The 17,759-nt window shown below is 38.1% G+C and carries 15 protein-coding genes; 11 read left to right on the top strand and 4 right to left on the bottom strand.

Features of this window, described 5'->3' with window-relative positions; all coding sequences use genetic code 11:
* Positions 1-133: 133 nt before the first annotated feature.
* Positions 134-472 (bottom strand): hypothetical protein, encoded by a 339-nt coding sequence (locus tag AB3I27_RS03240; protein ID WP_104760339.1) that lies wholly within the window; start codon positions 470-472, stop codon positions 134-136.
* Positions 473-689: 217 nt separating this feature from the next.
* Here AB3I27_RS03240 and AB3I27_RS03235 point away from each other — a divergent pair, with 217 nt between their 5' ends.
* The 11 genes from AB3I27_RS03235 to guaB all read left to right on the top strand — a co-directional run bounded on the left by AB3I27_RS03235 (position 690) and on the right by guaB (position 13,529).
* A complete protein-coding gene (locus tag AB3I27_RS03235) occupies positions 690-2,024 on the top strand; it encodes a hypothetical protein (RefSeq protein ID WP_002346211.1) in 1,335 nt (444 codons plus the stop codon).
* A 140-nt stretch (positions 2,025-2,164) separates the two neighbouring features.
* Entirely contained in the window at positions 2,165-3,448 is a 1,284-nt protein-coding gene (locus AB3I27_RS03230; RefSeq protein ID WP_104760338.1) for a hypothetical protein, read from the top strand.
* A 188-nt stretch (positions 3,449-3,636) separates the two neighbouring features.
* The gene (gene mnmE, locus AB3I27_RS03225) at positions 3,637-5,034 is read left to right on the top strand and encodes a tRNA uridine-5-carboxymethylaminomethyl(34) synthesis GTPase MnmE (RefSeq protein WP_002309907.1); all 1,398 of its coding nucleotides are present in this window, start codon (positions 3,637-3,639) and stop codon (positions 5,032-5,034) included.
* Positions 5,035-5,050: 16 nt separating this feature from the next.
* The gene (gene mnmG, locus AB3I27_RS03220; protein ID WP_222896946.1) at positions 5,051-6,952 is read left to right on the top strand and encodes a tRNA uridine-5-carboxymethylaminomethyl(34) synthesis enzyme MnmG; all 1,902 of its coding nucleotides are present in this window, start codon (positions 5,051-5,053) and stop codon (positions 6,950-6,952) included.
* A gap of 233 nt (positions 6,953-7,185) precedes the next feature.
* The gene (gene rsmG, locus AB3I27_RS03215) at positions 7,186-7,899 is read left to right on the top strand and encodes a 16S rRNA (guanine(527)-N(7))-methyltransferase RsmG (RefSeq protein WP_002309910.1); all 714 of its coding nucleotides are present in this window, start codon (positions 7,186-7,188) and stop codon (positions 7,897-7,899) included.
* Positions 7,900-7,910: 11 nt separating this feature from the next.
* Entirely contained in the window at positions 7,911-8,678 is a 768-nt protein-coding gene (locus AB3I27_RS03210) for a ParA family protein (protein ID WP_002293108.1), read from the top strand.
* Entirely contained in the window at positions 8,665-9,555 is an 891-nt protein-coding gene (locus AB3I27_RS03205; protein WP_104760328.1) for a ParB/RepB/Spo0J family partition protein, read from the top strand. The genes AB3I27_RS03210 and AB3I27_RS03205 overlap by 14 nt, the downstream gene beginning before the upstream one ends.
* Before the next feature lie 20 nt (positions 9,556-9,575).
* Entirely contained in the window at positions 9,576-9,767 is a 192-nt protein-coding gene (locus AB3I27_RS03200) for a DUF951 domain-containing protein (RefSeq protein WP_002293106.1), read from the top strand.
* Positions 9,768-9,775: 8 nt separating this feature from the next.
* A complete protein-coding gene (gene ychF / locus AB3I27_RS03195; protein ID WP_002293105.1) occupies positions 9,776-10,876 on the top strand; it encodes a redox-regulated ATPase YchF in 1,101 nt (366 codons plus the stop codon).
* Positions 10,877-10,965: 89 nt separating this feature from the next.
* Complete coding sequence (locus AB3I27_RS03190) at positions 10,966-11,661, top strand: DUF1129 domain-containing protein (protein WP_002309913.1); 696 nt, start codon at positions 10,966-10,968, stop codon at positions 11,659-11,661.
* A 383-nt stretch (positions 11,662-12,044) separates the two neighbouring features.
* Positions 12,045-13,529, top strand: coding sequence for an IMP dehydrogenase (gene guaB / locus AB3I27_RS03185; RefSeq protein ID WP_002293341.1), 1,485 nt, complete (start codon positions 12,045-12,047; stop codon positions 13,527-13,529).
* A 291-nt stretch (positions 13,530-13,820) separates the two neighbouring features.
* Here the strand turns inward: guaB and serS are convergent, their stop codons facing one another.
* The 3 genes from serS to AB3I27_RS03170 form a co-directional block, all read right to left on the bottom strand.
* Positions 13,821-15,092, bottom strand: coding sequence for a serine--tRNA ligase (serS, locus tag AB3I27_RS03180; RefSeq protein WP_104760327.1), 1,272 nt, complete (start codon positions 15,090-15,092; stop codon positions 13,821-13,823).
* 293 nt (positions 15,093-15,385) lie between these two features.
* Positions 15,386-16,594 carry a cell wall metabolism sensor histidine kinase WalK gene (locus AB3I27_RS03175; protein WP_002309915.1) on the bottom strand — a complete coding sequence of 403 codons (1,209 nt, stop codon included), beginning with the start codon at positions 16,592-16,594 and terminating at the stop codon, positions 15,386-15,388.
* Positions 16,581-17,270: a response regulator transcription factor gene (locus AB3I27_RS03170; RefSeq protein WP_002295268.1), complete on the bottom strand. Its 690-nt coding sequence runs from the start codon at positions 17,268-17,270 to the stop codon at positions 16,581-16,583. The genes AB3I27_RS03175 and AB3I27_RS03170 overlap by 14 nt, the downstream gene beginning before the upstream one ends.
* Positions 17,271-17,759: the final 489 nt, after the last annotated feature.

Here is a 17,759-nt window from a genome sequence, read left to right as displayed (position 1 = left end):
GTTTTTCAAACCAAGTATATTTTACTAGAAATCATTCTTATCAGAGTATACGATGAAGTAGTCACTAACTTTGATAGAAAAAAGCGGAACGAAACTGTTTTCAGTTTTGCTCCGCTTTTTTTGTCTATTTCATTTAACCAATCGTCGTTTGGATAAATTGGATCACTGTTCCATAAGCAAAAAGTTCCAGAAAATACTTTCCATCCCGATTTCTTTGCTGATACTCAAAATGACAGTTGATCACCGCGTTGGCACCATATTCAAGAACCTTCATTTTTAATTTCCTCTTCGTTGTCAAGAAAAGATCCTCATTGGGAAAAGCTGGGTCAAACAAATCAGCTTCTAAGCATTCCACAACAAAAACGATATCGCGGACGATATATTTTTGATTGATATTTCCTGTAGATAAAACAACATCATTGATCCGAGGATCACTTTCTTCTTTCAATGCATCAGAGTTGAACTGGCTCATTCCTTTTCTCCTTTCAAAAACAAATATTTTAGATAGCGCTCCCATTCTAGTTTACCGTTTTTATGAAGAAAGAAAAAGCATGAATAGAAGAGAAACAATTATTTCTTTATTTTGAAAAAGCTAGAAAATATACAGAAACCACAGATGTTATAATTAATTGGGTATTTCGTAGTCTTAAAAGTTGTTTTACTCAATGAAGGAAGGAAAGGCATATAGAATGAATATATTGACTGAAAAACAAGTAACAGATTTGATCAAATCAGCAAATCGAAAGCGAAATCGTTATTTAAAAAGTGATATCTATGCGCGGGATATGTGCAGTCTTCTTCTACAAAATTGGAATATGCGCGACAATGATACTTTTCTAATCGAAAAGCCTAGTACAACTCCCACGATTGAATTTATGGCAATTTATCAGCAGCTTCTCGATATTCATCCTGAGGAATTCGAAGGACGTGACATCAAAAAAATCAAAGAATCGATTCAAAAAAGTATTTATGGTTCGATCCATACCGAGTTGTTCAGTAACTATATCAATGAATTGAAAAACAATGATCAAGACAGCTTTTTAGTAGTACCTGTTTCATTTTATTATCTAAGTTATAGATCTGCTGATTTCACAAAAAGATCTGATGTTGCAGTGATTATCCAAAAACAAAATAATCAGATAAATGTCCAGATTTATGACAAAGTTCAAATCAGAGCAGTTCGTCCAGATGAATATGCGAAGAAAAAAAATGTTCATAAAAATTCATGGACAAAGGAAGAAATAGCAAAACTAACTCCTATATACACATATGAACTGAGCGATGTTCAATCACTGGTTGACGTTTTACGCATAGGAAGAAATCATTACAATTGGCATGAAAAAGCAGTTCCTTTTCCCAAATATAAGAAGAGTTATTATATTTACAATAAATTAAGTAAGTACGCAACAATAGAAGGATATTCCTCTCATGTAGGGACAATTCAATATGTAAGAGATAACAGCGAAATCAAAAACATGAATGCGGCATTAAAATACATACTAGGAACAAAGTCAGAAATTATTATTGATGGCAAGAAATTCTTTCAAACGAAATACAAAACGTTATCTACGGAACAATTAAATCACACAATAAATGAGCTGATGTTCACGCATTTGAAAAAAATAGGCTATGGACAAGTGACAGAAAATTTCATTAGAAATGCTTATGAAGTCTATAAAGAAGCCAAAAGTCAGCGATCAGCTCTTGATATGATTGACAAAATAGCACATAAATCAGAATGGGGAGGAATCAACAAAAATAATCATTGGATTATCCCGACTGAAATTAGAAAATCCATCGACCATACGCTTTGTTTTTCTTATGGACTGCCTTCTAGCGAAAATAAACAGAAAAGTTGTTATCATTTAACGCCTATTGAAATTCTCTCTGTCAAAATAAAGTGTACGGAATCTAGGCAACAACAACTACACAATATTATCCGAAGAATATCAGTTCCTTCGTTTAGTACGATGGTTGAACGACGAAGAAGACAACAAGAACAAGGTGTTATAAGAGAAGTTTGATAAATAGGTCATTTTTCTTTTTAAAAGAAACGTTAAGATAGCGTTATCCTATTTATTTAGTCTCCCTTTTTTGAAGAAAGATAAATCCTTGCTCATACAGTATTATTCATTTGTTAGAGAGAAGAAAGGAGCGTTTAAAGATGGATCTTTTAGATGCAGCACAAGTAGAAATGCTGATTCAATCAGCGGATAAAAAAAGAGAAAAGTACGTAAATAGCGAAAAATATGTGCCAGAAATGTGCAGTGTTCTTTTACAAAATTGGAACATGATTGGAAATGATATTTTTTTTAAGACGAAACCCAGTACAAGCCCGACGCTTGAATTTATGACCGTTTACCAACAAATCCTCAATGTTTATCCAGATGAATTCGAAGGTCGGGACATCAACAAAATCAAAGAATCCATTCAAAAAAGTATTTATGGTTCAATCCATACAAAATTATTTAAAAATTACATCAATGAGCTAGAGAATAATCATAAAGATAGTTTTTTAGTTGTACCAGTTTCGATGTTTTATAAAGAAAAGTGGTATTCATGGTTCAAAAATGGTCATGGCGTCACTTTCATCATAAAAAAAGAGCAAGATCGTCTGAACGTAGAAGTTTATGATAAAGCACAAATGAGAATGCACTGCCCTGATAAAAGAGCATTGAAAAAAAAGATTCAAGAAAAGCTGTGGTTCGATCAAGAGACCCTAAAAATCACCCCAGTTTATGTCTATGAAGGAGTAGAGAAGAAAGGATTGGAAGAAGTGCTTCGGATAGGAAGGCAGCATCTTACCTTTGAAGAAAGAATTAATCCATTTGCTACAGCTAAAAGAACTTATCACATTTTAAACAAGCTAAGTAACTGCACAGAAAAAGAATATGTTGCGAATCATATTGCTACTACTCAGTATGTTCAAGGAAACTGTGAAATAAATAATATGAATGCTTCTTTAAAATATATTTTGGGAACCAGAAAACAAGTCACTATCCACGACAGAAACTTTTGGCAAACGAAATACAAAACATTATCGACAGAAAAATTCAACTATGTAATGAATGAACTAATGATCATGCACTTGGAAAAATCGGGATATGGTAAAGAAGAAGTGAGAAATTTTATTTCAAAAGCCTATGATCATTATTTGGATAGAAAAAAAGAGCGAGAACAGCTTCCACTGGAGAATAAAAAAATCCATAAAGTATTTTGGGGTGATAAATATAACAATGCAATTTGGACAATCCCATTTGTTCCTCGGAAAGAAGTAGTTCCTGAATCCCGTCACATAACAGGAGCGGAAATCAAAGCGATAAGAAATAGGTGTGATCAATTTGATCAGAAAAAAGTAGAAACACTGCGTAAAATCATTATTGATTCCAATTCAAAAAAGAATCAAAGAACACAAAGAGACAGCCAAAGGCAATTAAATGTAAGGTAATGGAATCAAGTGAGGTACAACTTCATATAACTTGTTTTAAACACTTGATTCCTTATGACAAGTGTGATAACCTATGACCAGAATTTAATCAAGAACAAGCAGTCAAAGTGCGAAGTTCACCATTTATTATGCATAAAGGGTGGAGTGGGCACTTTTTTTGTGCGCAAAATGAAAAAGGAAGTGAAAAAATGGCTGAAATTACTTTAGAATTTGATACGATTGCGGCAATTTCTACCCCGCCTGGAGAAGGAGCAATCAGTATCGTTCGTTTAAGTGGCGATCAAGCTGTGCAACTAGCAGATAAAGTTTATCATTCTGGGAATAAACGACTATCAGAAGTACCAAGCCATACGATCCATTATGGACATATCGTTGATCCTAAGAGCGATCAGCTAGTCGATGAAGTCATGGTCTCCGTGATGAGAGCACCAAAGACATTTACGCGGGAAGATGTGGTAGAAATCAATTGTCACGGCGGGATCGTCGTAGTCAATCAAATTTTGCAGTTACTGTTAAGAGAAGGGGCAAGATTAGCTGAGCCAGGCGAATTCACAAAACGAGCATTCTTGAATGGTCGTGTTGACCTTTCACAGGCAGAAGCTGTGATGGATTTGATTCGAGCAAAAACAGATAAAGCAATGGGGTTAGCCCTCAATCAGTTAGACGGCAATCTGTCTGCCTTGATCCGTTCATTGAGACAAGAGATTTTAGAGACATTAGCCCAAGTAGAAGTAAATATTGATTATCCGGAATATGACGACGTCGAAGAATTGACTACGAAGTTATTGCTTGAAAAAGCACAGATGATCCAACAAAGAATCCAAGCACTACTTGCTACATCCAAGCAAGGAAAGGTTCTGCGGGAAGGGTTAAGTACGGCGATTATCGGCCGGCCAAATGTCGGTAAATCAAGTTTGTTGAACCATTTGTTAAGAGAAGAAAAAGCAATCGTTACGGACATTGCAGGAACGACTAGAGATGTAATCGAAGAGTATGTCAATGTTCGGGGGGTACCGCTCAAGTTAATCGATACAGCTGGAATTCGGGAAACAGAAGATGTGGTGGAACGTATCGGGGTCGAAAGAAGCCGTAAAGCATTAGCAGAAGCAGACTTGATCTTACTTGTTCTAAACCAAAGCGAACCACTGACAGCAGAAGATGAACAATTACTGGAAGCGACAAAGGGATTGAAACGGATCATTCTTCTAAATAAAACAGATTTGCCAGCACAGTTGGAACAAGAAAAATTGAACAAATTGATCGAAAATGAACCAGTTTTTTCAATTTCCGTAGCTAAAAACGACGGACTAGATCATTTGGAATCAGCTATTTCTGATTTATTCTTCAGCGGAGAAACAGGAGAAAGAGACGCTACTTATGTTTCCAATACCCGCCATATCGCATTGTTAGAAAAAGCTTCTCTGTCACTTGAAGAAGTCATTGCAGGTATTGATGCAGGAATGCCTGTGGATCTCGTTCAAATCGATATGACGCGTTGTTGGGATTATCTAGGAGAAGTAGTTGGCGACAGTGTACAAGATGAATTGATCACTCAATTATTCAGTCAATTTTGTTTAGGAAAATAAAAGGAGGAACAAACGATTGAAACATTATGAAGCAGATGCGTATGACGTGATCGTTGTCGGCGCAGGACATGCCGGTTCAGAAGCTGCACTTGCTGCTGCACGTATGGGCTCGAAAACGTTATTACTGACAATAAATTTGGATATGGTAGCATTCATGCCATGTAATCCTTCTGTAGGCGGACCAGCTAAAGGCGTTGTTGTTCGAGAAATCGATGCGCTAGGTGGAGAAATGGGTAAGAATATCGATAAAACCTATATCCAAATGCGTATGTTGAACACAGGAAAAGGCCCAGCTGTCCGAGCATTGCGAGCACAAGCAGACAAACATGCTTATTCAATACAAATGAAACATACGATCGAAAAAGAACCAAATTTGACGCTAAGACAAGGAATCGTCGAAGAACTGATCGTCGAAGATGGTATTTGTCATGGTGTAGTGACTTCCACAGGAGCGAGCTACCGGGCAAAAGCAGTTGTTATTACAGCCGGAACAGCACTTCGCGGAGAAATCATTATCGGTGAATTGAAATATTCATCAGGTCCGAATAACTCTCAACCTTCTATTGGACTAGCGAATCATCTAAAAGAACTTGGCTTTGCTATCGAACGGTTCAAAACAGGAACGCCGCCTCGAGTAAAATCAAGTACGATCGATTATTCTGTTACAGAAGAACAACCTGGTGACAAAGAGCCGAATCATTTTAGTTTCAGCACACCAGATAGTGCCTATAAACTAGATCAGGAATCTTGCTGGCTAACCTATACAGGTGAGACGACTCACCAAATCATTCGAGACAACTTACATCGTGCCCCAATGTTTACAGGGATCGTTGAAGGGGTAGGTGCTCGCTATTGTCCATCCATCGAAGATAAGATCGTGCGTTTTGCAGACAAACAACGTCACCAACTATTTTTAGAACCAGAAGGCTTGAACACAGAAGAAGTCTATGTTCAAGGGTTATCTACTTCTTTACCAGAAGATGTCCAAGTCGACATGCTTCATTCCATCGCCGGTTTGGAAAAAGTAGAAATGATGCGTACAGGATATGCTATCGAATATGACGTAGTAGAACCACACCAGCTCCGTCCGACATTAGAAACTAAAGTCGTTGAAAATCTTTATACAGCTGGACAAACAAATGGTACAAGCGGGTATGAAGAAGCGGCTGGACAAGGGCTGATTGCTGGTATCAATGCAGCTTTGAAAGTTCAAGGAAAAGAACCTTTAGTAATCAAACGAAGTGACGGTTACATCGGTGTCATGATCGATGATTTGGTGACAAAAGGAACGAACGAACCTTACCGTTTGCTGACTTCACGTGCTGAATACCGTCTGCTTTTACGTCATGATAATGCAGATTTGCGATTGACAGAAATGGGCCACCGTGTGGGCTTAGTAAAAGAAGACCAATACAAGGCTTATTTGAAGAAAAAAGAAGCAGTTGAACAAGAAATCAAACGTTTGATGAATGTACGGATCAAACCAACAGAAGAAGTTCAAGCCTTTTTAGCGACGATTAATGCGGCACCTCTAAAAGATGGCGTACTAGCAAGCGACTTTTTAAGACGCCCTGAGATTACTTATGCAGATCTTCTACGGTTTATCCCAGAGAATGAAGAATTGACACGAAAAGAAATCGAACAAGTAGAAATCCAAATCAAATATGAAGGCTACATCAAAAAAGCCATGGAAAAAGTAGAAAAATTAAAACGCATGGAAGCGAAAAAGATTCCAGAAAACATCGACTACGCAGCAATCAACGGATTAGCAACAGAAGCAAAACAAAAATTGCAGAAAATCCAACCAGAAACGATTGCCCAAGCTAGCCGGATCAGCGGGGTAAATCCTGCAGATCTAAGCATCTTAATGGTCTACATTGAACAAGGGAAGATTGCGAAAGTCAGTGAACCAGCGTAATACGTAATAATAAATAGAAGAGAGAACCAGTTTTTGCAGAAATTGCTCAAAGCTAGTTCTCTCTTCTATGTGTATTTTATAAGTGCCATAATAGAAAGAAAAAATCTATCGACTTTTCTTACTTTTCAAATTTTTAAGAATCCATATGGAAGGATTGCATGTCTTGGGATTTTGCGTTAAAGTAGGGAGAGAATCTGTGAAACAATTGCTGTTTCACAATGAAAGGAATAATTATGATACCAGAAGAATTTCGCCAATCTTTGGCAGAAAAAGGGATAGAGCTTACCGATCATCAAATGGATCAATTTGCTATCTATTATCGGACATTAGTCGAATGGAACGAAAAAATGAATCTTACAGCTATTACGGATGAAAAAGACGTATACCTGAAGCATTTTTACGATTCGCTTACATTAGCATTTGAAGTAGACTTTACGCAACCTTTATCTTTATGCGATGTCGGTTCAGGAGCAGGGTTTCCTAGCATACCTTTAAAAATTGCCTTTCCTGAATTGCAGATAACGATTGTTGATTCTCTGAATAAACGAATAACCTTCTTGTCTGAACTAACTCGATTATTAGGAATCGATGCTTCCTTATATCATGACCGGGCAGAAACATTTGGACAAAATCCTCAATTTCGTGCATCATTTGACCTTGTCACTGCTCGTGCAGTTGCTCGTTTGAATGTGTTAGCAGAATTATGTTTGCCCTTGGCTAAACAAGAAGGCTATTTTTATGCATTGAAAGCAGCAAAAAGTGAAGAGGAACTGACAGAAGCAAAACAAGCGATTGCTTTATTAGGTGGTAAATTCCTCAAAGAAGAGGCAGTTACCTTGCCGAATGTCTCTGACCAACGGCATATTATCGTTATTCAAAAAAAGAAAATAACCCCAAAGAAATACCCAAGAAAGCCCGGTCTGCCTAATAAGCAGCCAATCAAATAGGAGGAGAAGAGATGGCACAAATAATATCTGTTGCGAACCAAAAAGGTGGCGTCGGCAAAACAACGACGACGGTAAATCTAGGTGCTTGTCTTGCCAGCCTTGGCAAAAAAGTATTGCTAGTGGATATGGATGCCCAAGGAAATGCTACCAGTGGTGTCGGGATCAGAAAACCCGATGTGACAAAAGACATCTATGACGTTCTAGTCAATGAATTGCCAATTGATGAGGCGACTTTGATCACTGAACACGAAAATTTGAGTATTGTGCCTGCGACTCTCCAATTAGCAGGAGCAGAGATCGAATTGACATCAATGATGGCAAGAGAATCAAGATTAAAAGGATCTTTAGCAGAAGTCAGCAGCCAGTATGATTATATCTTGATCGACTGTCCGCCTTCTCTTGGCCATTTGACAATCAATTCATTTACAGCAAGTGATTCGATTTTGATACCTGTTCAGTGTGAATATTACGCATTGGAAGGATTAAGCCAATTACTGAATACGGTTCGTTTAGTTCAAAAGCACTTCAATCCAGAATTAGAAATAGAAGGTGTCTTGCTGACCATGTATGATGCACGAACAAATCTGGGAAATGAAGTCGTAGAAGAAGTACGCAAATACTTCCGCGAAAAAGTCTATGAAACAATCATCCCAAGAAATATTCGTTTATCAGAAGCACCTAGTCATGGAAAACCGATCATCGACTACGACCCACGTTCTCGGGGAGCTGAAGTCTACCAAGCATTGGCAAAGGAAGTGGTAAGTCGTGAAGAAAAGTAAAGGATTAGGCCGAGGAATCGATGCATTGTTCCAAGATTTAGAAAACTTAGAGACGGTGGATGTAAAAGATGATACTGTGGTCCAGTTGCCATTGAATGAGCTGCGTCCAAATCCGTATCAGCCGCGTAAGACATTTGAAGAAGTATCTTTGCAAGAACTAGCTAATTCTATTGAACAATCAGGCGTCTTCCAACCAATCATCGTACGCCGTTCTGCAGTAAAAGGATATGAGATCATCGCAGGCGAAAGACGTTTTCGAGCGTCCAAACTAGCTGAAAAAGAAACGATCCCTGCTATCGTCAGAGACTTTGACGAAGAAGCAATGATGCAAGTAGCCGTGTTGGAAAACTTGCAACGGGAAGATCTGAATCCATTAGAAGAAGCAGAAGCGTATGAAATGCTGATGAAAAATCTGAAACTGACACAAGCAGAAGTGGCTAGTCGTTTAGGAAAGAGCAGACCTTATATCGCCAATTATTTGCGCTTGCTTTCTTTACCAGATCTTGTTAAGGAAATGGTGCAAGATCAACGTTTATCTATGGGACAAGCTCGTACGCTGTTAGGCTTGAAAAACAAATCATTGATCTTGAAATTAGCCAATCGTGCAGTAACTGAAAATTTAACTGTCCGCCAACTGGAACAGATTGTTTCTGAGTTAAATCATAACGATGGAAAAGAAAAGAAAAAAATCCCAAGGCTAGCAAAGGAAAAACCATATTATATCCGAGAAAGCGAAGATCGTTTGATGGATAAATTCGGTACGAGCGTAGCTATCCAAGAAAAAAACGGGAAAGGTAAGATCGAGATCGAATACCTTTCTCAAAAAGATTTGACACGAATTCTTGATATCTTGAATATTCAATTTGATGAAGAATAAACAAAAAGGAGGCTATTTTTATGTACGACTTGCACGATATCGTTGAAATGAAAAAACCTCACGCTTGCCAGACGAACCGCTGGGAAGTCATTCGAATGGGCGCAGATATCAAAATCAGATGTATGAATTGCGGACATATCGTCATGATGACCCGTCGAGATTTTGAAAAGAAATTAAAAAAAGTAATTGAAAAAAATGCAGAGAAAGAGTGAATAAATTTATGGCATTGACTGCTGGAATTGTTGGGTTGCCCAACGTAGGAAAATCAACTTTGTTTAATGCGATCACAAAAGCAGGAGCAGAAGCAGCAAACTATCCCTTTGCGACGATCGACCCTAACGTAGGGATGGTAGAAGTACCTGACTGGCGTCTGCAACGCTTAACAGAACTTGTACATCCGAAAAAAACTGTTCCGACGACTTTTGAATTTACAGATATTGCTGGGATCGTAAAAGGCGCAAGTAAAGGAGAAGGTTTGGGGAATCAATTCTTAAGCCATATCCGCCAAGTAGATGCTATTTGTCACGTTGTACGCTGTTTTGATGATGATAATATCACTCACGTAGAAGGACGCGTCGATCCACTAGAAGATATTGATACAATCAACTTGGAACTAGTGTTAGCAGACTTGGAATCTATCAACAAACGCTATACTCGTGTAGCAAAAGTTGCTAAAACCAAAGATAAAGATGCAGTGGCAGAGCTAGCTGTATTGGACAAAATCAAACCTGTACTGGAAGAAGGAAAATCTGCTCGAACGATCGAATTCACAGAAGAAGAACAAAAAATCGTTAAATCACTATTCTTATTGACGACAAAACCAATTCTTTACGTAGCAAATGTGTCAGAAGATGATGTGGCAGATGCAGACGCGAATCATTATGTACAAGAAGTGCGCAACTTTGCTGCAGAAGAAAATGCAGAAGTAATCGTGGTCAGCGCTCGTGCAGAAGAAGAAATCGCAGAATTAGATGAAGAAGACAAAGCGGAATTTCTAGAAGCTTTAGGAATCGAAGAATCAGGTTTGGATCAGTTGATCCGTGCCGCTTACGATTTGTTAGGCTTAGCTACTTACTTTACTGCTGGGGAACAAGAAGTACGTGCTTGGACATTCAAAAAAGGAATCAAAGCGCCACAAGCAGCAGGAATCATCCATTCAGATTTCGAACGTGGATTTATTCGTGCGGAAACTGTCTCTTTTGAAGACTTGGATCATTATGGAAACATGCATGCAGCAAAAGAAGCTGGACGTGTTCGATTAGAAGGAAAAGATTATGTCGTACAAGACGGCGATGTAATGTTATTCCGCTTTAATGTGTAAAAGGGCTATCAAACTAGCTGTAGAATATGGTAGAATGTCTTTTGTGACGACCGTTGAGAAAAGGAACGGCTAAGGAGGACTATTAGATAATGGAACCAGAACAATTACGAGAAATCGTAAAAGAAAACAATAGTTTAGAAACAAAATTAACCAAAAGAAATCAACAGTACATTTTTGATTTGAAAAAATCTTTAGAAGCAGCGAATTTGTCTGAAGAAGAAAAAGTAAAAGCCCTTCATGACATTCTGCCTACTTTAGTTGCAGAACAAAAAGGCGGAAAAACAGCTCGCCAATTGTTCGGGACAGTCTCTGAAAGAACGGAAGCAATCATCAATAAACCAGCAGAAGTACAAAATACATCGACCCCTTTATTGATGTGGTTGGATAATACGTTATTACTGCTTGGTCTATTAAGTATCATGATCGCGATTACCGGATTGTTTTCACGTGGAACAACGCCAGCTTATGGATTCTCTACACTCGTTCTAGGTTCTGCAATCGGTGGCTGGGTCTTTTATATGATGTACAAGTACATCTATCAGTATGAATACCCAGGAGCAGATCGAAGCAAGAAACCAGGAATGGGTAAAACATTGCTTATCCTAGGTGGAACGACACTTCTTTGGGTCGTGCTGTTTTCTGCGACAACGCTATTGCCACCAGTTATCAACCCAGTATTAGATCCGATAGTAGTTATCATCATCGGAGCAGCAGCTTTAGCCGTCCGTTACTACTTGAAGAAAAAGTATGGGATCATTGGAAGTTTATCCGTTCCAAGAAGATAAACCAGAAAGCAGAGCAGTAGCTTTACTAAATATTAAGAGGTAGTAAAGGACCTTATTCCGTTTATCCATAGTTAAATAACAGCAAGGGACTGTGACAAAATTCTTGTCACAGTCCCTATTTGTAAATAAACGGTCTTCAAAAGCCAGTTTATCGGTATTAAGCCAAATCTATGCAAAAATATGGAAAGTCATTTTCACAAAATTTTTATTAATACTCGAAACTAAGTGGCTTTTTCACAACCTCATTTAGCATACACACATATGTAAGCGGTTTATATTGGTATTCTATGAGAAAGCTAATTTGATTCCATGTAGATCATTGACTTAAATGAAAAAATCAATTATTTTAATAGATAAACTAAATTAGAGGAGTGGTACTAAAAATGTCCAACTGGGAAACAAAGTTCACGAAAAAAGGATTTACTTTTGATGATGTCTTATTGATACCAGCAGAAAGTCACGTGTTACCAAACGAAGTGGATATGAGCGTACAATTAGCTAAAAATATTAAGTTGAATATTCCAATCATCAGTGCAAGTATGGATACCGTTACCGACAGCAAGATGGCCATCGCTATGGCAAGACAAGGCGGATTAGGTGTGATCCATAAAAACATGACGATCAGCCAGCAAGCGGATGAAGTAAGAAAAGTCAAACGTTCTGAAAGTGGTGTCATCATTGATCCGTTCTTCTTAACACCACAGCATCTTGTAGCAGATGCAGAAGAATTGATGAGCAAATACCGTATCAGCGGTGTGCCAATCGTTGAAACACTTGAAAACAGAAAATTGGTAGGGATCATTACAAACCGCGACATGCGTTTTGTAACAGATTACCACATGCCCATTGCTGATGTGATGACAAAAGACAACTTAGTGACTGCCCCAGTAGGTACCTCTCTAAAAGATGCAGAAAAGATTTTGCAAAAACATAAAATCGAAAAATTACCAATCGTTGATAACGAAGGTCGTTTAAGCGGATTGATCACAATCAAAGATATCGAGAAAGTGATCGAATTTCCAAATGCAGCAAAAGATGAACATGGTCGATTACTTGTAGCAGCAGCCGTTGGTGTAACAAGCGATACATTCGAGCGTGCGAATGCTTTATTAGAAGCAGGGGTAGATGCAATCATCATCGATACAGCTCATGGACATAGTGCAGGTGTAATCCGAAAAATCCAAGAAATCCGTTCAACTTTTGCAGATGCAACATTGATTGCTGGGAACGTTGCGACGGCTGAAGCGACAAAAGCTTTATATGATGCAGGGGTGGATGTCGTAAAAGTCGGTATCGGACCAGGATCGATTTGTACGACACGTGTGGTAGCCGGTGTAGGTGTACCTCAGCTCACAGCTATCTATGATGCAGCATCAGTTGCTCGTCAATATGGCAAAGCGATTATTGCAGACGGAGGAATCAAGTACTCTGGTGACATCGTCAAAGCATTAGCTGCCGGCGGACATGCAGTTATGTTAGGCAGCATGTTGGCGGGGACAGATGAATCACCAGGTGAATTCGAAATCTTCCAAGGACGACGATTCAAAACATACCGAGGTATGGGGTCATTAGGCGCGATGGAAAAAGGTTCAAAAGACCGTTACTTCCAAGGTAGTGTCAATGAAGCAAATAAATTAGTACCAGAAGGAATCGAAGGTCGAGTTGCTTACAAAGGAAGTGTTGCAGACATTATTTTCCAAATGATCGGCGGGTTGCGTTCAGGAATGGGTTATGTTGGGGCAGCCAATTTACAGCAATTACGTGATGAAGCGCAATTCATCCAAATGAGCGGCAGTGGATTAAAAGAATCACACCCTCATGATGTACAAATCACGAAAGAAGCACCAAACTATTCAGTTGAATCTTAAAAATACTAAAAAAGAGTGGTGACACATGTTGTGTCACCACTCTTTTTTTAAGTAAACAATGTTCCTTTGTCAACTCCGAATCACAAGTAGAACATTCATAAAATATGAAGAGCTGTTTTTTGAAATTACTCCTTGTGGTTTGGAGTGAAACGGCAGGCTCACGACTTCTTTTTTAAACGGTGTTCAATCAGCTGGCCCTCGGTATTAGCTCAAAAAACGGCAAAATATGAGGAGCTATTTTTGTTTGGCAGTTCTTATTACTTGATGCAGGACAGCTTTTTCACAACCTCTTTATTTAATAACTTTCAGATTACCCATATAAGGAACGAGCGCTTCTGGAACTGTGACAGAACCATCTTCATTTTGGTAGTTCTCCAAAATGGCAGCTACTGTACGGCCAACCGCAAGTCCTGAACCATTCAAAGTATGAGCGTAGTGGATTTTTCCATCATTATCGCGATAACGAATCATGGCGCGGCGTGCTTGGAAATCTTCACAGTTAGAACAAGAACTGATTTCACGATAAGTATCTTGTGCAGGAATCCATACTTCTAAATCATAAGTTTTAGCTGCAGAAAAGCCCATGTCTCCAGTTGATAAGGCCATTACACGATAAGGCAAATGCAGTTTTTTCAATATATCTTCTGCATCAGCTGTCATTTTTTCCAATTCTTCGTAAGAATGTTCTGCATCCGAGAATTTGACCATTTCTACTTTATTGAATTGGTGAAGACGGATCAGTCCTCGAGTATCCCGACCGGCACTTCCAGCTTCAGAACGAAAAGCAGGACTTAGTGCAGTGAAATAAACAGGTAAATCCGCACCATCTAAGATTTCATCATTATAATAGTTAGTCAATGGGACTTCAGCTGTCGGAATCAATGTTAAATCAGTATTCTCCAATTGGAAAACATCTTCTTTGAATTTTGGAAATTGTCCTGTACCAAACATCGCTTTACTGTTGACGATATAAGGAGTGATCATTTCAGTATAGCCGTGTTCGTAAATATGCTGATCAAGCATGAAGTTGTAGACTGCACGTTCTAATCGAGCGCCCAACCCTTTATAATAAACAAAACGGCTACCGGCTACTTTTGCGCCACGTTCAAAGTCTAAAATATCCAGATTTTCTGCAATTTCCCAGTGTGGTTTTGGCTCAAAAGCAAATGTACGTGGTTCTCTCCAACGACGGATTTCTACATTGTCCTCTTCGTCTGATCCAACTGGCACAGAATCATGGGGAAGGTTTGGCAAAGTAGTGGCAATTTGTTTCAATTTTTCATCTACTTCAGCAATTTCAGTATCCAATGCTTTGATGTTGCCACCAACTTCTTTCATTTCAGCGATTTTAGCAGAAGCATCTTCTTTTGCACGCTTCAATTGAGCGATCTCAGCAGAAACGTCATTTCGATATTTTTTCAATTCTTCACTTTTGACTAGTAATTTGCGGCGGTTTTCATCTAGTTCCATGAATTCAGCTAATGTTTCTTTTTTAACGCCCCGAGTCATCAATTTTTCTTGTACTTCTTCGATATTTTGTCGCATCATTTTTACATCTAACATATGATTTCCTCCTTTTTGAAAATAAAAAAAGACTGATCCATCCCCTTATTCTTGGGACGAATCAGTCTGAAATTCGCGGTACCACCCAAGTTCAGCATAAGCTGCACTTGTTGAACACATAACGGCTGTTGAACCGACCTTTCTTATTTCGAAAGGGCACGTAAACGAACTGGAACTTCCAAATTACCCTTTGCTGATTTGCACCTGCCATCAGCTCTCTGAAAAAGAATAAAGTGTACTGGGTTCTGTGTTTTTCATTTATTCTAATAATTGTAATAAGAATAGCGAATATTTCAGCTTTCGTCAATAACTTCCTGTGCATCAATAGGTAATTTTTCATTTTTCTTGATTGGAAGGTGCATGATGAAAGAAGTCCATTGCTTATCTGATTTTGCATAAATGTAGCCACCATGTAAAGCCACAATACTTTGAGCGATTGCTAAACCAAGCCCAGTTCCTCCAGTTGCTTGTGACCGAGATTCTTCTACACGATAAAAGCGGTCGAATAGATTATCGATTGCCTGTTGTGGGATCATTGCTCCATTATTTTTGACCGTTGCAACAACTTCTGAACCGACACGTTCTACTTCGATCACGATTTTCGTTGCTCCTTTTCCATATTTCAACGCATTCGTCAAAAGATTATTGAAGACACGTACAAGTTTTTCTGTATCGCCATCCATGATAAGGGAATCTACTTTTGACTGCACAAGTATTTGGATATTTTTTTTAGAAGCTTCCAACTCAAAATCAGCTGCTAACTGTTCGATCAACTGGATCATATCAAAGGCAGAAAAATTTACTGGGACAGCAGGCTGGCGTACCTTAGTGTATTCAAATAAGTCGTCCACTAAAGATTTCATCTGCTTTGCTTTAATATAAGCGGTATGTGTATACTTTAAAAGATCTTCTTCTGAGTGATACTGACCATCTTCTATCAATCCTAGATATCCAATGATAGAAGTAAGTGGGGTACGGATATCGTGACTAACATTTGTGATCAATTCATCTTTTGATTTCTCGATTTTACGTTCGTCTTCAATCGCTGCTACTGTGCTATCTACCAATCCATTGATACTTGTTACAACTCGGCTTAAGTCACCACTAAGTTCAAAAGGGATACGATGATCATAATTTCCATTTGCGATGTAATGAAGTTCACTGATGATATGTCGTAATTGCATTTGGCGATATCTTCGAATCAAACGCCAATACAAAACACCGATATCTAATAGAAAGAAAAAGGGAATAATAAAGTTTCGACCGTTCCAAAATAAATCAGTGTTCAATCGTTCCGCAAAAATATTCTTTGAATCCCAAATCGCATTCGTTAAAGAAGGTGAACTATTAATTACCGAACTGATAACAACCAAAATAGAAACATTTAATAGAAGTAAAAGGATGATCGTGATGATTCCTTCCGCTAACAATTCGCTGATTTCTTTTGAAGTCAAGTTGATCCGACGGCGTTTTTCAGTTGCTCGTTTACTATCTTGCGTCAATTTTATAGCCCACTCCCCAAACGGTTTGAATGACTTTTTCACCACCAGTTGCTTCTTCGATCTTATCTCTTAAATGGCTAACATGAACCATGACAGTTTTAGCAGAGACAATACTTTCTTGTTTCCAAACACGCTCAAAAATTTCATCTGCGCTAAATACTCGATTAGGATGACTAGCAAGTAAGTAGAGGATACCGAATTCCAAAGCTGTTAACTGGATTTCTTTCCCATCAATTGTTTTAACTTCATGAGAATCTTTGTTGATGATTAATGCATTTACTTCTAATACATCAGGCTGATCTGGGGCGATCTGCATTTTTGTACGTCGTAATAGAGACTTTACTCTAGCCATTACTTCTAATGGATTAAACGGTTTGGTTACATAATCATCTGCACCAGCCACCAGTCCTTTGATCTTATCCATATCAGTAGTTTTTGCTGTCAGCATAATGATTGGGATTTGAGATTCTTTTCGTAGCTCTTTCACTACTTGCATCCCGTCCATCTCTGGCATCATGATATCTAAAATAAGTAATTCAATATCAGGGATTGTTCTGATTTTAGATAATGCTTCTTTCCCATCATAAGCTTTTACTGCTTCATAGCCTTCATTGTGAACATAGATACTTAATAATTCAACGATTTCTTTATCGTCGTCAGCAATCAAAATTTTCATAAATAAATCCTCCAGAGTCATATTGTTACTATTATTCTAGCAAAAAAAAGCAGAAATAGATAAAAGCAGCACTTTGTTAAGGAAAATTTTAGAAGGTGAGAGATTTGGTCCTCATAAATAGGACAAAAACATGAACGTTAAACTGAAAATAAAAGGATTTTTCGTTTTTTAAGGTTATAAAGACGAACAAAAAAGGAGCAGAACTAACTAACGATCATATAAGCTGGAAATGTTGATAAATAAGCATTTTCTTATTGACTTTCGTATGTGATGTTGATATATTATTATTTGTTCAAAAGAACACCAATAACTTAAAATAATAAAAAATAAGTTATTGACATGTTGATAGTGACATGATAAGATAACTGAGTCGTTAAAAAAGAACAGCTTGCGAAGGTTGATTCTATTGAAAAAAACTTCAAAAAAGTTCTTGACAAATAACAAACGACAAGTTATGATAAATGAGTTGCTGAAAGATTTCAAAAAAAT

The sequence above is a fragment of the Enterococcus sp. C46 genome, from assembly GCF_040887565.1.
In the GTDB taxonomy this organism is placed as follows: Bacteria; Bacillota; Bacilli; order Lactobacillales; family Enterococcaceae; genus Enterococcus_B; species Enterococcus_B lactis.
Note: the sequence above shows the minus strand (reverse complement) of the source record. Positions and strands in the feature narration are given on the sequence as shown.